This window comes from Microbacterium sulfonylureivorans, from assembly GCF_003999995.1.
In the GTDB taxonomy this organism is placed as follows: domain Bacteria; phylum Actinomycetota; class Actinomycetes; order Actinomycetales; family Microbacteriaceae; genus Microbacterium; species Microbacterium sulfonylureivorans.
Map to the genome: position 1 here is coordinate 684,256 of NZ_RJAD01000002.1, position 14,508 is coordinate 698,763.

The 14,508-nt window shown below is 71.3% G+C and carries 19 protein-coding genes; 6 read left to right on the forward strand and 13 right to left on the reverse strand.

The window, feature by feature from the left end; all coding sequences use genetic code 11:
* Positions 1-129 precede the first annotated feature (129 nt).
* From EER34_RS12785 to EER34_RS12800, 5 genes are all read right to left on the reverse strand, one after another.
* Positions 130-594, reverse strand: coding sequence for a GIY-YIG nuclease family protein (locus tag EER34_RS12785; RefSeq protein WP_338067955.1), 465 nt, complete (start codon positions 592-594; stop codon positions 130-132).
* 191 nt (positions 595-785) lie between these two features.
* Complete coding sequence (gene rpsA, locus EER34_RS12790; RefSeq protein WP_127475366.1) at positions 786-2,234, reverse strand: 30S ribosomal protein S1; 1,449 nt, start codon at positions 2,232-2,234, stop codon at positions 786-788.
* Between the two features lie 249 nt (positions 2,235-2,483).
* Complete coding sequence (locus tag EER34_RS12795; protein WP_127475367.1) at positions 2,484-3,284, reverse strand: PH domain-containing protein; 801 nt, start codon at positions 3,282-3,284, stop codon at positions 2,484-2,486.
* Positions 3,281-3,448, reverse strand: a complete 168-nt coding sequence (locus EER34_RS17525) for a hypothetical protein (protein ID WP_164743530.1) — start codon at positions 3,446-3,448, stop codon at positions 3,281-3,283. The genes EER34_RS12795 and EER34_RS17525 overlap by 4 nt, the downstream gene beginning before the upstream one ends.
* 120 nt (positions 3,449-3,568) lie before the next feature.
* A complete protein-coding gene (locus EER34_RS12800) occupies positions 3,569-4,618 on the reverse strand; it encodes a zinc-dependent alcohol dehydrogenase family protein (RefSeq protein WP_127475369.1) in 1,050 nt (349 codons plus the stop codon).
* A 118-nt stretch (positions 4,619-4,736) separates the two neighbouring features.
* Between EER34_RS12800 and EER34_RS17530 the strand changes: the two genes are divergently transcribed.
* Complete coding sequence (locus EER34_RS17530; protein ID WP_164743552.1) at positions 4,737-4,904, forward strand: hypothetical protein; 168 nt, start codon at positions 4,737-4,739, stop codon at positions 4,902-4,904.
* A 31-nt stretch (positions 4,905-4,935) separates the two neighbouring features.
* On the forward strand, positions 4,936-5,145 hold the full coding sequence (locus EER34_RS12805; RefSeq protein WP_127475371.1) for a DUF1653 domain-containing protein: 210 nt from the start codon (positions 4,936-4,938) through the stop codon (positions 5,143-5,145).
* A 4-nt stretch (positions 5,146-5,149) separates the two neighbouring features.
* On the opposite strand, the gene EER34_RS12810 is transcribed toward EER34_RS12805, so the two are convergent.
* Positions 5,150-5,794, reverse strand: coding sequence for an SDR family oxidoreductase (locus tag EER34_RS12810; RefSeq protein ID WP_127475372.1), 645 nt, complete (start codon positions 5,792-5,794; stop codon positions 5,150-5,152).
* Between the two features lie 58 nt (positions 5,795-5,852).
* A complete protein-coding gene (locus EER34_RS12815; RefSeq protein WP_127475373.1) occupies positions 5,853-7,319 on the reverse strand; it encodes an APC family permease in 1,467 nt (488 codons plus the stop codon).
* Between the two features lie 97 nt (positions 7,320-7,416).
* Here EER34_RS12815 and EER34_RS12820 point away from each other — a divergent pair, with 97 nt between their 5' ends.
* Positions 7,417-8,442 (forward strand): serine hydrolase domain-containing protein, encoded by a 1,026-nt coding sequence (locus tag EER34_RS12820; protein WP_127475375.1) that lies wholly within the window; start codon positions 7,417-7,419, stop codon positions 8,440-8,442.
* 22 nt (positions 8,443-8,464) lie between these two features.
* Here EER34_RS12820 and EER34_RS12825 read toward each other — a convergent pair whose 3' ends face one another.
* From EER34_RS12825 to EER34_RS12850, 6 genes are read right to left on the reverse strand one after another with little or no spacing between them, the layout of a single operon-like run.
* Positions 8,465-9,559 (reverse strand): NAD(P)-binding domain-containing protein, encoded by a 1,095-nt coding sequence (locus EER34_RS12825; RefSeq protein ID WP_127475377.1) that lies wholly within the window; start codon positions 9,557-9,559, stop codon positions 8,465-8,467.
* Between the two features lie 40 nt (positions 9,560-9,599).
* The gene (gene mmuM, locus EER34_RS12830) at positions 9,600-10,502 is read right to left on the reverse strand and encodes a homocysteine S-methyltransferase (protein WP_127475379.1); all 903 of its coding nucleotides are present in this window, start codon (positions 10,500-10,502) and stop codon (positions 9,600-9,602) included.
* A 7-nt stretch (positions 10,503-10,509) separates the two neighbouring features.
* Positions 10,510-11,286 (reverse strand): isocitrate lyase/PEP mutase family protein, encoded by a 777-nt coding sequence (locus EER34_RS12835; protein ID WP_127475380.1) that lies wholly within the window; start codon positions 11,284-11,286, stop codon positions 10,510-10,512.
* Between the two features lie 52 nt (positions 11,287-11,338).
* A complete protein-coding gene (locus EER34_RS17760; protein ID WP_240642314.1) occupies positions 11,339-11,770 on the reverse strand; it encodes a YchJ family protein in 432 nt (143 codons plus the stop codon).
* Between the two features lies 1 nt (position 11,771).
* Positions 11,772-12,137 carry a TraR/DksA family transcriptional regulator gene (locus EER34_RS12845; RefSeq protein WP_127475382.1) on the reverse strand — a complete coding sequence of 122 codons (366 nt, stop codon included), beginning with the start codon at positions 12,135-12,137 and terminating at the stop codon, positions 11,772-11,774.
* Positions 12,138-12,157: 20 nt separating this feature from the next.
* Positions 12,158-12,544: a hypothetical protein gene (locus EER34_RS12850; RefSeq protein WP_127475383.1), complete on the reverse strand. Its 387-nt coding sequence runs from the start codon at positions 12,542-12,544 to the stop codon at positions 12,158-12,160.
* Between the two features lie 391 nt (positions 12,545-12,935).
* Here EER34_RS12850 and EER34_RS12855 point away from each other — a divergent pair, with 391 nt between their 5' ends.
* The 3 genes from EER34_RS12855 to EER34_RS12865 are packed head-to-tail and all read left to right on the forward strand — an operon-like array spanning position 12,936 to position 14,505.
* Positions 12,936-13,193 carry a Pr6Pr family membrane protein gene (locus tag EER34_RS12855; RefSeq protein ID WP_127475385.1) on the forward strand — a complete coding sequence of 86 codons (258 nt, stop codon included), beginning with the start codon at positions 12,936-12,938 and terminating at the stop codon, positions 13,191-13,193.
* Positions 13,190-13,729: a hypothetical protein gene (locus EER34_RS12860; RefSeq protein WP_127475387.1), complete on the forward strand. Its 540-nt coding sequence runs from the start codon at positions 13,190-13,192 to the stop codon at positions 13,727-13,729. Before EER34_RS12855 ends, EER34_RS12860 begins: the two co-directional genes overlap by 4 nt.
* A complete protein-coding gene (locus EER34_RS12865; RefSeq protein ID WP_127475389.1) occupies positions 13,720-14,505 on the forward strand; it encodes a hypothetical protein in 786 nt (261 codons plus the stop codon). Before EER34_RS12860 ends, EER34_RS12865 begins: the two co-directional genes overlap by 10 nt.
* Positions 14,506-14,508: the final 3 nt, after the last annotated feature.

The window sequence follows — 14,508 nt, forward strand, 5'->3', positions numbered from 1 at the left end:
CGATGCGGTCAGAACCTGACGTCGCCGCCGGAGCCGCGGAAGCGGCCCAAGCCCGCGGCGTCCCGCGGTGTCGCCGCCCCACCACGAGCCGGCGTCTCCCAGCCAGGGACGCCGGCCGCGTCTCGTGCCTCAGCCGGTGCGCGCGATCGCCGCGCTCACCCAGCGGGCATGGACCTGCCACGGATCGTCCACGCCGGCGGCGAGATCCGCGATGTGCGCGGTGAGCTCGGGCGACGCCCGGAACCACTCCGTGCGCGGGAACCGATCGGCCGCGAACTGCTCGTGGCGGCGGCGCTCGAGCGCCCGATCGCCCCGCTCGAACGCCAGCAGGTCGTCGTGCCAGATCGCCGACAGCCGCTGCCGGGGATTCGCGGTCGTGCCGATCTTGATCCGGTCGTCGTACCGGAGGTAGTACACGACGTCGATCCGCGGCGGAGGCAGCTCGCCGTCGACGAGCTCGCCGTGCCGCCACTCGCACTCCGCGCAGAGCCACCCCGACGGGTAGCTCACACCGAGCCGGGAGCCGCACAGCGCGCACGGCAACGGCAGGACGTCGGTGACGCCGTGCCCGCACCCCTCCCACTCGGCCGCCACCGCAAGATGCCATTCGCACAGGGCGACGGGAGCGTCGGGCGGCACGGGGCCGCGGCATCCGCTCTCCACAACACAACGGCGGGGCACATCGCGAGTGTAGGCGAGAGCACCGACACTCCCGGGGCATGCGAAAGGGCCGGAACCCGAAGGTCCCGGCCCTTTCGAACCTGACGGTTCAGCTGCTGATCAGATCAGCGGCCCGACAGCTTCTCGCGCAGTGCGGCGAGGGCCTCGTCGTCGGCCAGCGTGCCGCCGGCGCTGCTCTCGGAGGAGAAGCTCGACGAGCCGGTGTCGGCCGGGGCGTTCGCCTCGGCCTCGAGGGCCTTGGCGACGGCGGCCTTGTGAGCCTCCCAGCGACCCTGGGCGGCAGCGTACTCCTGCTCCCACTTCTCGCGCTGAGCGTCGAAGCCCTCGAGCCAGGTGCCCGCCTCGGGGTCGAAGCCCTCGGGGTACTTGTACTCGCCGTTCTCGTCGTACTCGGTGACCATGCCGTAGAGGGCCGGGTCGAACTCGGTGCCGAAGGGGTCGACCGACTCGTTCGCCTGCTTGAGCGAGAGCGAGATGCGGCGACGCTCGAGGTCGATGTCGATGATCTTGACGAAGACCTCTTCACCCACCGACACGACCTGCTCGGCGAGCTCGACGTGCTTGCCCGAGAGCTCCGAGATGTGCACGAGGCCCTCGATGCCGTCTGCGACGCGCACGAACGCACCGAACGGGACGAGCTTGGTGACCTTGCCCGGAGCAACCTGGCCGATGGCGTGGGTGCGGGCGAAGACCTGCCACGGGTCCTCCTGCGTCGCCTTGAGCGAGAGCGACACGCGCTCGCGGTCCAGGTCGACCTCGAGGATCTCGACGGTGACTTCCTGACCGACCTCGACGACCTCGGAGGCGTGCTCGATGTGCTTCCACGAGAGCTCGGAGACGTGCACGAGGCCGTCCACGCCGCCCAGGTCGACGAACGCGCCGAAGTTGACGATCGACGAGACGACGCCCTTGCGGACCTGACCCTTGTGCAGGTTGTTCAGGAACGTGGTGCGCGACTCCGACTGCGTCTGCTCGAGCAGCGCGCGGCGCGAGAGAACCACGTTGTTGCGGTTCTTGTCGAGCTCGAGGATCTTGGCCTCGATCTCCTGGCCGAGGTACGGCGTGAGGTCGCGGACACGGCGGAGCTCGATGAGCGACGCGGGGAGGAAGCCGCGGAGGCCGATGTCGACGATGAGGCCACCCTTGACGACCTCGATCACGGAGCCGGTGACGACACCGTCGTTCTCCTTGATCTTCTCGACGTCGCCCCACGCGCGCTCGTACTGGGCGCGCTTCTTCGACAGGATGAGGCGGCCTTCCTTGTCCTCCTTCTGGAGAACGAGGGCCTCGACAGCGTCGCCGACCTTGACGACCTCGTTGGGGTCGACGTCGTGCTTGATCGAGAGCTCGCGCGAGGGGATGACGCCCTCGGTCTTGTATCCGACGTCGAGGAGGACCTCGTCGCGGTCGATCTTCACGACGGTGCCTTCGATGAGGTCGCCGTCGTTGAAGAACTTGAGGGTCAGTTCGACCGCTGCCAGGAAGTCCTCGGCAGATCCGATGTCGTTGATCGCGACCTGCTTGGTGGCCGGGGCGGTCGTTGCGGTAGTCATGTAGTGGGTTGTCCTTGTTGGGTTGGGGGTATCGGGCCGGCTCGAACTGCGGCTCCCGGCCGCGCGATGGCGAACGGATGCCTCGAGCGAGGCGAAGCGGATTGTTGTCGTGCGATGTCACTTCGGCGCCGGCGCGAACCGGATCCGAGGCGTGGCGATATAGCCACACGAGTGACACTCCAGGGTATCAGAACGCGGCTGTGCGTCGCGATGTTCCCGCAGCGCCGGAATCACGGCGATCGGGACCGGCTATCGGGGCAGATCGATCGGCGCCGTGCTGGTCCGATCGGGATCGAACGGCGGGCTCTCCTCCGGCTCCGGATCGCACCGCAGATGGGCCAGGCGCTCCTGCTCGCGGCGCTGGGCGACCGCGAGCCAGTCCCAGCCCATGCCGGCGGTCTCGGCATCCGTCGATGTCTGTTCGGGCGAGCGCTCGGGCCGGAGCTGAGCGGTCTGCGCCCACGGCGAGTCGCGGTCGTGGCCGCTCGGAAGCGGCGGCGCCGGAGGGATGCTGCGCCGGGCGTCCACGCTCGTCATCGGCTGATTCGCGACGAAGCCGCGCAGGCCCGCCTGCTGGATCACACGCTGGATGGTGAGGCCGCGCCCGTCGGGATCGCCGACGTAGCGGATCTCGCGCAGTCCCTGCGCCTGTGCGGCGGACTCGAAGACGAAGTGCCCGTAGCCGAAGACGCGCCCGAGGATCGGCTTGTGCACGGAGATGTCGAGGATCCGGGCGAGCGGCATCGTGGCGATGCTCCGCGACAGGATGCCGTGCACGCGGAAGACCCGCATGTTGGTGATCACGAAGATGTCCGTGCGGCGCTCGAGGATCCGCCACCCGGCGTGGAGGCAGATAGCACCCCCGAGGAGCACGGGCACCCACCATGCCTGCGCGGGCACGAAGAAGACGAGCAGCAGCAGGACGACCCCGCCGAACAGCTCCAGCGTCGCGACGACCACCGCGGCCCAGTGCTTGTGCACCTCGTCGATCACCACCTCGCCCTGATCGGCGATGAGGTGCTTGTCGATCCGCGGATCGAACAGGCTCATCCGCCCGCGAGGGCCACGAAGAAGTCGGTGACCGCGACGCCCGCGCCCCACACCGCACCGACGGCGGCCTGAACGGCGTTCGCGGCATCCTGGGGCCTCGTGACGAGGTAGAACACCGCGAAAGCGATGACGAGCCCGATGAGGAGGCGCTTGACCAGCTTCACGGCTGAGGGGTCCCTTCGGTCGACGACAGAGCGATCCCCCCGGAGCGCGAACTCCACAGTTCTACCCCATGGCGCGCATTCCGAACGGGAGGCGCCCGGGCGCGTCGCCGCACGGCGGCGTCACGGACGCAGGAGCACCTTCGTCGCGCGGCGCTCGTCCATGGCCGCATAGGCCTCGGCCGCGTCGCTGAGCGGCAGCTCCAGGTCGAACACGCGACCGGGTCGGATGACGCCCGAGCGGACGTCGGGCAGCAGCTCGTCGATGTAGCCGCGGACCGGCGCGACACCGCCGTTGACGCCGACGTTGCGCCCGAACATCTGGCGGATCGGAAGCTCGGGGCCGCCGTTGGGCACACCGACGTAGCCGACCATGCCGCCGGGGCGCGTGGAGCGCATCGCCTGGTCCATCGACTCCTTCGTGCCGACGCACTCGAGCACGCGGTCGGCGCCGATCCCGCCCGTGAGCGCGCGCACGGCCGTGACACCCTCGTCGCCGCGCTCTTCGACGACGTGGGTTGCGCCGAAGTCGCGGGCGAGAGCCTGGCGCTGCGGGTGACGCGACATGGCGATGATCGTGGTCGCTCCGAGCCGCTTCGCCGCGATGATCGCACAGAGCCCGACCGCCCCGTCTCCGACGACGGCGACCGAGTCGCCCGGGCCGACGCCCGCCGACACTGCGGCGTGGTGCCCCGTGCCCATCACGTCGCTGAGCGTGAGCAGTCCCGGGATCTCGTCGTCGGAGACCGGCCCCGGCACGACGGCGAGGGTGCCGTCCGCCAGCGGGACGCGCACGAACTCCCCCTGCCCGCCGTCGGCGAACCCGCCGAAGCGGTCGTCGCTCCCCCACCATCCGCCTGTCAGACACGAGGTGCTGACGCCGTTGCGGCAGTTGGCGCACGTGCCGTCGCAGACGTAGAACGGGGCGATCACGAAGTCACCCGGCTTCACGGTCGCGACGTCGTCGCCGACGGCCTCGACCACACCGACGAACTCATGGCCGATGCGGTGCGGCTCGTCGGTGGGGGTCACGCCCCGGTACGGCCACAGGTCGGAGCCGCACACACAGGCGGCGACGACGCGGACGATGGCGTCGGCGCCGGTGGACAGAACGGGATCGGGCACTTCTTCGACGCGGATGTCGCGGGCGGCATGGATCACGGTGGCAAGCATGTGAAGAGCCTAGGACGCGGGAACCGCTCGGGGCGCGCGGGATCCGAACGAGCGCACCCGTTGACATGCGCACGTCGCCGACCCACGATGGCGTCGAGACGGCGAAGGCACACCGCGGATGAGCGATCAGACGGATCCGCCCGACGACGACGCCGAAGGGCCGCCCGATCCCTCGGCCGCAGGTCCCGGCGAGGTCGAGGCCAGGAGCGCGCCCGCATGCAAGGCGATGAGCGTGGGGGCCGGCCTGGGTATCGCGCCGTCGCTTCTCGCCCCGCCGACGGTGTGACCCACGAGGGGCCGCCCCGTACGCTGGCGGCATGACGATCGAGTCCGGAACCTACCGGCACTTCAAGGGTGCGCAGTACGAGGTCATCGGGGTCGCCCGCCACAGCGAGACCGACGAGGAGCACGTCGTCTACCGCGCGCTCTACGGTGAGCGCGGCCTGTGGGTGCGCCCCGCCTCGATGTGGACGGAGCACGTCGACCGCGACGGCTACATCGGTCCCCGCTTCACCCGCGTCGGCTGAGGCGTCAGTTCGAGAGCGCCTCGGCGATCGGCACCGAGCCGTTTCCGAACCGGATGCTGCGCCCCACCGTCGAGTCGTCGTCGATGACGGCCGCCACGACGGCTGCGACATCCGCTCTCGTCACCTCTCCGCGACCGGACGGATCGGTGTCGATCCGACCGGTGGGATCGTCGAGCGTCAAGGTGCCGGGGCCGAGGATCGTCCAGTCGAGGCCGCTCCCCCTCAGGTGCTCGTCGGCGGCCCACTTCGCATCCGCATAGGCGAAGAAGGAGTTCTCGGGCGCGACGCCGTGGTCGGCGCGCGATCCGATCCACGAAACCATCACGTAGCGGCGGACTCCGGCGGCGGCCGCGGCATCCATCGACCGCACCGCCGCGTCGCGGTCGACCGCGTACGTGCGTTCCGGACTGCCGCCGCCGGCGCCCGCCGACCAGACCACGACGTCGCTGCCCGCGACGAGGTCGGTGAAGCCGTCGAGGTCGAGCGTCTCGATGTCGGCGACGAGGGGCGTCGCGCCGGTCGCGTCGACGTCACCGGCGTGGGCGGGGTTGCGGACGACGGCCGTCACGGTGTGGCCGAGCCCGACGAGCAGGGGCTCGAGCAGCAGCGCGACCTTGCCGTGGCCGCCGAGGATGAGTACGCGGGCCAGGGGGGCTCCTCTCGTCGCACCCCTACGCTACGCCGCGGGGCGACTCCGATGGCCGCGCTCAGGGTGCGCGGTCGTCGGCGTCGGCTGAGGCATCCCTCACGGACGACGGGGCATCGTCCTCGGTCGATGCTCGCCCGAGCAGGCTGTGGCGCCGCCCCCACAGCAGATAGAACGCGAGCACCACGGCCACCCAGACCGCGAACCAGGCGTAGGTCGACCATCCGAGCCCGACGATCAGGTACAGGCACGCCAGGATCGCCAGGATCGGCGTGACCGGATAGCCGGGCACCCGGAAGGCGCGGGGCAGGTCGGGATGCGTGCGCCGCAGGACGATGACCCCGATCGACACGACGATGAACGCGACGAGCGTCCCCATCGACACCAGGTCCCACAGGCTCGACAGCGGGATCAGCCCGGCGAGGAGGGCGACGGCTACGGCGACGACGACCGTCGAGAACACCGGCGTGTGGGTCCGCGGGTCGACCTTGGCGAACACGCTCGGAAGAAGACCGTCGCGGCCGATCGAGTAGAGGATGCGCGTCTGCCCGAACAGGGTGACGAGCGTCACGGAGAAGATCGAGATCACCGCGCCGGCAGCGAGGACCGTCGCCGGCCAGGACGCGCCGAGCACATCGCCGAGGATCACCGACAGTCCGGCGCTCTGCTGCGCGGGATCCTCGAAGTCCTGCCACGGCTGCGCGCCGACGGCGGCGATCGCGACGAACAGGTAGACGACGACCACCACGACCAGGGCGATCAGGATCGCACGGGGCAGCGAGCGCTGCGGGTCGCGCACCTCGTCTCCGGCGGTCGACACGGCGTCCAGGCCGATGAAGGTGAAGAAGATCGTTCCCGCTGCCGCTGTCACGCCCGCTGCGCCGTGGGGCGCGAAGTCGGCGAAGTGGTCGGCGTTGAACGCGGTGATCGCGATCGCCGCGAACATGACCAGGACCCCGATCTTGATGAGGACCATGATCGTGTTGACCGTGGCCGACTCGCGGGTGCCGCGGATCAGCAGAAGCGCGCACAGCCCCACGAGGACGACCGACGGCAGGTTGATGATGCCGCCCTCGAGCGGACCGACGGTGAGTGCGGAGGGAAGGTTCCAGCCGAGGACGTCGCCGAGCAGGCGGTCCATATAGCCGCTCCATCCCGACGCGACCGCGGCCGTGGAGACGCCGTACTCGAGCATGAGGCAAGCCGCGACGCCCATGGCGACGATCTCCCCCAGCGTCGCGTACGCATACGAGTACGTCGACCCCGCGACCGGGACGGCCGATGCCATCTCGGCGTAGCAGACCGCCGACAGGCCCGCTGCGATCGCTGCGACGAGGAACGCGAGGATGACGGCGGGTCCGGCGAGCGGGACCGCCTCGTGCATCACGAAGAACACGCCGGTGCCGATCGTCGCGCCGACGCCGAGCATCGCGAGCTGGAAGGTGCCGATCCCTCGGGTGAGCCCGCCGGGAGCGGCGACCGGTGCGGTGACGGGCTTGCGGCGGAACAGCTCGCGCGCGATGCTCATGCGCCGACCTCCTGGTGCGTCTGACGTGGGGCGGATCCGAAGACCGCCTCCACCGTACTCGCTGGCGCGTCGCCACCCACGCCGTAGCGTGAGCCGCATGGCCGACCTCGATCTGGACGCCCTCGCCGCCGCTCTCGACCGGCGGGCCCGCGAGGATGGCATGAACGGCGTCGTGTGGATCGACGTCGACGGCGAGCCGGTGTTCGGGCGTGCGTACGGGCTCGCCGATCGGGCGCACGGGATCGCCAACACGACGGAGACGCGCTTCGGCATGGCCAGTGCGAGCAAGGCGTTCACGGCGCTCGCGGTCATGGGGCTCGTCGAGGACGGCACGGTGCAGCTCGATACGCCGGTGCGCGGCATCCTGGGCGACGATCTGCCGACGATCGACGACGGCGTGACCATCGAGCACCTGCTGACGCACACATCGGGGATCGGCGACTACCTCGACGAGGAGGCGGACTGGGAGGTCGACGACTACGTTCTGACCGTGCCGGTCCACGAGCTCGCGCTCACCGAGGCGTTCGTCGCCGCCGTGGACGGCCATCCGCAGAAGTCCGCACCCGGCGACCGGTTCACGTACAACAACGGCGGCTTCATCGTGCTCGCCCTCATCGCCGAACGGGCATCCGGGGTTCCGTTCCACGATCTCGTCGACACGCGCGTCTTCGCCCGTGCCGGACTCGGGGCGACAGGCTACCCGCGCCTCGACGAGCTGCCGGGCGATGCCGCCGTCGGGTACGTGTACGAAGAGCCGGAGTCGCTGCGGTCGAACGTGCTGCATCTCCCCGTCCGGGGAAACGGGGACGGCGGGGCCCTGACGACCGCGCCCGACCTGAGCCGGTTCTGGCGCGCCCTCGCCGACGGGGCAGTGCTCCCCGCCTCCACGATCTCCGAGATGTGGCGCCCGCGGAACACGGACGCCTCCGAGGGGCTCCGCTACGGGATGGGATTCTGGCTCGACCTGGACGGCCCGGGCATCGTGTTGGAGGGCTACGACGCCGGCGTCTCGATCCGCACCCGATTCGACCCCGAGTCGCGGAGCACGGTCACCATCGTCTCGAACAGCTCCGAGGGGGCCTGGGGCGTCATCAAGACGTACGCGGACCGCCTCCGCGGCTGAGCCGCCGAGCCATCCCCGCGGGTCACGCCGCCATCGGGGCCCTCTCCGCGACGATCGCGCGCACGGCGTCGCGCCCGGCCCGGTTCGCCCCGACGGTGGACTGCGACGGGCCGTAGCCGATGAGGAAGAGCCGAGGCTCGTCGATCGACCGGCCGTCCGCGACGCGGATGCCTCCCTCGCGGGTCCGGAGCCGAAGCGGCGCGAGGTGGTCGACGGCGGCGCGGAACCCCGTCGCCCACAGGATCACGTCGGCGGCGACGAACCCGCCGTCGGGCATGCGCACGCCGTGCTCCTCGATGGACGCGAACATCGGATGCCGCACCAGCACGCCGCGCGCCTGCGCCGCGCGCGCCCAGGGCGTCCAGTGCATGCCGGTGACCGAGATCACGCTGCCGGGAGGCAGTCCGCGACGGACGCGCTCCTCCACTCCGGCGATCGCCGCGACGCGTGCGGGGATGTCGAACTCGTCGTCGACCCACTCCGGCTCGCGCCGGGTGACCCAGAACGTGTCGGCGACCTGTGAGATCTCGTCGAGGAGCTGCACGGCCGAGATGCCGGCGCCGACGATGACGACCTTCGCCCCCGCGAACTCGTCGCGCGACACGTAGTCGGCCACGTGGAGCTGGCGGCCGAGGAAGCGCGCCTGACCCGGGTAGTGCGGCCAGAACGGACGCGACCACGTTCCCGTCGCGTTGATCACGTGCCGCGCCGACCACTCGCCCCGGTCCGTCTCCACTCGCAGGCGGCCCTCGGGGTCGTCGTCCTCGCGCCGCACCGCACGCACCGCGACGGGGCGCCGCACGTCCAGGGCGAACCGCTCCTCGTAGGCGGCGAAGTACGCGGGGAGGATGTCGCGGCTCGACGCGGCCGGATCGGCCGGAGGCACCGCGAAGCCGGGCAGCTCGTGGATCCCGTTCACCGTGGCCATGCGCAGCGACTCCCAGCGGTGCTGCCACGCACCGCCGGGCTCGGGCTCCGCGTCCAGTACGACGAAGGTCTCGTCGCCGGACTGCGCGCGCCCGGCGGGCACGAAACCGCGCCGCTGCAGGTGGTAGGCGGCGGAGAGACCGGCCTGCCCGGCGCCGATCACGACGACGTCGACGGGTGCGGACTCCATGCCGGTGAGAACAATCGTCGGCTGCCGAGGATTCCCGGCTTCAGCCGGCGAGCGCGCGGGCGATCCGGGCGATCTCGTCCGGGGTCACGCGGCAGCACCCGCCGATCAGCCTGGCCCCGGCATCCCGCCACGCCCCCGCGTGATCGTGGGCGGCCGCCGCCGTGCCCGCCCAGGACCGGGCGTGCGCGTCCCAGCGTTCGCCGCTGTTCGGATAGGCGACCAAGGGGATCCCCGTGACGGCGGCGATCTCGGCCAGTGCAGGGGCGACGTCGTAGACCGCGCAGCAGTTCACGCCGACCGCCACGACCTCGTCATGGGCGGCGGCGAGCGCGGCGGCATCGGCGATCGACTGGCCCGAGCGCAGCCGTCCCTCGGCCACGGTCACACTCACCCATGCCGGAACCCCGAGCCCCGCGAGCTCGGCGCACACCGCCTCGACCTCGGCGAGCGAAGGCAGCGTCTCGATCGCCAGCACGTCCGGCCGCGCCGCAGCGAGCGCGCGAAGGCGCGGGCGATGCCACTCGCGGAGCGCCTCGACGGTCAGCCCGTACTCGCCCGTGTACTCGCTGCCGTCCGCGAGCGTGGCGCCGTAGGGACCGACGGATGCCGCCACCCACGCCTCGGAGTCGGTCAGGCCCGCGTCGGCGCGCGCGAGCCGTGCGAGGTCGACGCTGCGGGCGAGCACCTCGTCCGTGTGCTCGCGACCGATGCCGACCGCCGCGAGCCCGGCGTAGCCGACCTGGTAGGAAGAGGTGATCGCGACCCTGGCCCCGGCACGGAAGTACTCGGCGTGGGCGGCACGGATCTCTGACGGCGCCTCGAGGAGGAGGCGCGCCGACCACAGCGTCGACGACAGGTCGTTTCCGCGGGCCTCGAGGAGGGTGCCGAGCCCGCCGTCGAGCACGATCGGCTCGGCGGCGAGCGCGGCGGTGAAGCTGCTCATGGCCCCGTCAGTTGAGGCTTCGCGTGGACGCGGGGATCACCCCGTCGCGGTACAGGTCGGCGGCGACGTCCTGCAGCGCGGTGAGCGCCACACGCTGCGTCATCGGCCCGTAGGAGATGCGGGCGACGCCCAGCGCCTCGTACTCCCCTGCGCTGAGTGAGCCAGGGAGGCCGATGACGCTCACCTTCCGCTCGCCGATGCCGTCGACGAGCCGGCGGGTGACGTCGGCATCGAGGATGCCCGGCACGAACACCAGGCTCGCTCCGGCGTCGAGGTAGGCGCGGCCGCGCTCGATGGCGTCGGCGACGGATGCCTCCAGCGGGCGGTCGCCGCCGCGGACCAGCGCGTCGGTGCGGGCGTTCAGGACGAACGGCACGCCCTCCGCCTCACCGGCGGCGATGATCGCCTGCACCGCCGCCACCGAATCGGCGAGCGGCTGGAGGCGGTCTTCGACGTTCGCGCCGACGACGCCCTTGCCGATCGCGCGACGGACCGTCTCACCGGGGTCTTCGTATCCCGCGTCGAGGTCTGCGGTGACCGGCAGGCCACCGACGGACTCGACGATTCGGCCGACCATGTCGAGCATGACGTCGAGCGGGACCTGGCCGTCGCGGTAGCCGAAGGTCGCGGCGATGGAGTGTCCCGCTGTGGCGATCGCGCGCGTCTCGGGGAGGGCGGCGATCGTCTTGGCGGAGGCGGCATCCCACACGTTCACGACGCGGAGGATCTCGGGCGCCGCGTGGAGGCGGGCGAGGGACTGGGCTCTGTCGACCTGGGTGCTCATGGCTCCACGCTAACGGCGCGCAGCGCCCGCGGGGCCGACGGACCGCGGCCGCTCAGACGTCCCCGTCGACGTACCACCATCGGCCGCTCCCCCGCGCGAACCTGCTCCGCTCGTGCAGGACTCCGCGTTCGCGGCCATGGCTCCAGTGCGCGCGGAACTCCACCACTCCGCGGAGGTCGCCGGGACCACCCGCCTCGGTGGCGACGATCTCGAGCCGCGTCCAGCGCTGCGCCGGGTCGAGGTCGAGTTCGTCGGGACGGGTCCGCGGATGCCACGTCCCCACCAGGTACGCGGCATCGCCGACGACGAACGCGGTGTACCGCGACCGCATCAGGCGCTCGGCCGACGGTGCAGGGGCGCCGCGCAGCAGCGGGCGGCAGCATCCGTCGAACGGATCGCCGCTTCCGCACGGGCAGGGGCGGTCGCCGCCGACGCGGGCGAACCGGTCGTCGGGAGTGCGGGCCGCCGCCGCGCCGAACGACACGTCAGGCTCCCGCCCGCGCGGCGCAGTCGACGCACCGGGTGGCGGTCGGGCGGGCGCGCAGCCGTTCGATCGGGATGCTCCGCCCGCAGTCGGCGCAGATGCCGTCGACGCCGTCACGGCGCCGGGCGATGACCGCGTCGATCTCGTCGAGGTCGCGCGCGGCCCCGCTTCGAAGCCCCTCCAGGCGCGCCCATTCGGCCGACAGCGTGACGCCCTCGGGGTCGTGCTCGTCGTCGGCGGTGTCGGACCGGCGATCGGCGCGCAGCTGCCCCACCGCCGCATCGAGGGCGCTCAGCCGCACGACGGCGACGGAACGGGCTGCGTCGAGCTCGGCGTCGCGATCATCGAGAGGGGGCGGTGTGCGCATCGCCATCGAGCGTACGCGGGTCAGTATCCGCCCTGCTGAGCGCCGGACACCTCGACGGTGAAGGTGACGTCCTCGATACCGGCGTCCGAGCTCGAGAGCACGACGGTCGTCGTCCCCGCCGCGCGCGCCATGACACCGGGGTTGTAGACGGCGTCGTCCTCCTCGCGTCCGGGCACGAACTCGGCGACGGCGGGATCGTCGACCTGGCCGGTGTAGCTGTCGACCGCGACATCGCCCGTGTCGATGTTCAGCGCCTGCCCGACGACCAGTTCGACGGTGGCGCCTTGGAGGGAGCCCACCTCGCGGGTCACGGGCGCGATGACCGGCCCCGACGGTGCCGCGCATCCGCCGAGCACCGCGAGCGTCGCGGCGAGACCGGCAGCCGCGAGGAGCTTCGTGATCCTCATGACTCGATGATCTCAGGCATCGCATCGGCGATCCACAGGCTGCTCGCATCGTGCGGGAGAACAGTCGATTCCCAGGTCGGAGTGGGATTCTTGAGGAGTCTCCACGACACCGGAAGGCCCCCTCGCAGGGGCAGCCGGATGCCGCGGAACCCGACGGCGGCGACCGTCGGAGGGACCCCGCCTCGTGCCCGCCCCCAGAGGCACGAGGGGCGGCCTCTGCGAGTCGCCCAGAGCCGGCGGTCACGCCCCCCACGCGATCGCCGGCTCCTCCCCAGCCCGTGTTTCGACACCCGAGCACCCATGGCCGTCGCCGACTGGGTCGCGATCGGTCCGCAGGGCCTCGTGCGCTGGCGGGACGGTCTGTTGTGGACGCTGTTCCCCCTCGCATACGGTGCGCTGTCGCTGCTGCGCGCCGCAGCGTTCCCCCACGGCCTCCGACCGCTTCCCGTACCCGTTCCTCGACTTCGAGACGCTCGGCGCCGCGGGTCTCGTGATCGCCCTGCTGCGGCTCGTCGGGATCATCCTCGTGCTCGCGATGGTCGTCGCCGCCGGCGACCGAGCCGCCGCCTGGGGCGCCCGGCGCGTCCGGAACCGGGATGTGGATAAGTCGGAGGGACCGGATTCCATCGCGGATACCGTGGTGGCGTGACTTCGCGAACCGCCCCGGTGACTATCGTCGCGGTTCTCGTGGCCTCGCTCGCAGGCTGCGCCGCAGCGCCCACCGAGCCGTCGGGACCGACACCGGCGTTCTCGAGCGAGGCCGAAGCGTTCGCGGCGGCGGAGGAGACGTATCGGGCGTACGTGGATGCGCTGAACCAGGTCGACCTCAGCGATCCGGAGACTTTCGAAGACGTCTACGCGTGGACGACGGGTGAGGCTAATGCGGACGAACGAAAGAACTTCTCCCAGATGCACGGCGACGGGTGGGTCGTGTCAGGCGAGAGTCGCGCAACCGTTGTCGAAGCGCGTTCGCTAGGAGGCACGAACGAGCGAACACTCGAAATCGCGGTTTGCCTGGATGTCTCGGACGTCGAGCTTGTCGATTCGGAAGGGCAATCTGTAGTCGACGCAGACCGTCCCGCTGTCCAAAGCATGCTCGTGACGCTGGCGAGTTCGCCGACCACCTCCACCACATGGGTAATTGCGAGTATCACGGGTCGTGACGGAGCGCCAAGGTGCGACTGAGGTACTTCGCCGCGGGTGGACTGGTGATGCTCGCTATCGCGGCTGGTTCACCGGCCGCGAATGCCGCGGACGTATGCACCAACCGTTGGCAGTGCAAGATCGAGAACTCCGGCTCCCAGGTCGACATCTCCGCCGACCTCAACCGCCCGGGCTCCCCCGGCCGCGGTGGCGACGCCGGCGCCGATGCCATCGCTCCTCCTGTGCACTCGGCCACCCCCGATGCGGTCCCGGCCGAGCCGGAAGACTGCGGGCCGCTGGGCTGCCGCGGCGACTATGAGGTTGCGGCGCTCCCCGACGTCACGCTGGCCGACATCGCGTCGTTCCGTCCGGCGGCGCCGTCGCTCACCGGCGAGCCCGCGGGGTTCGGCGTCGTGGGCATGCCGACGAATCTCGTGGGCGAGGCATCCGAGCAGCGCATGACCGGAACCGTTCTCGGCTGGGACGTGACCGTCCGCTTCGTGCCGGCCGAGTTCGTGTTCGCGCACGGCGACGGCACCTCGGCGACGGCCGGGACAGGTGGCGCGAGCTGGTCGAGTCTCGGCCAGGCGCAGTTCACGCCCACCGCGACCAGCCATGTCTACGACGAGCGCGGGACGTTCCCCGTCGGCGTCACCGTGCGGTACGCGGCATCCGTCGACTTCGGCAACGGGTCGTGGCGACCCGTCCCCGGGTACGTCACCGCCTCGTCCGGCGGCTACGAGGTGCGTGTGGTCGAGGTGCGCACGGCGCTCGTCGACGAGACGTGCCGCGAGGATCCGACCGGTCCCGGCTGCTGACGA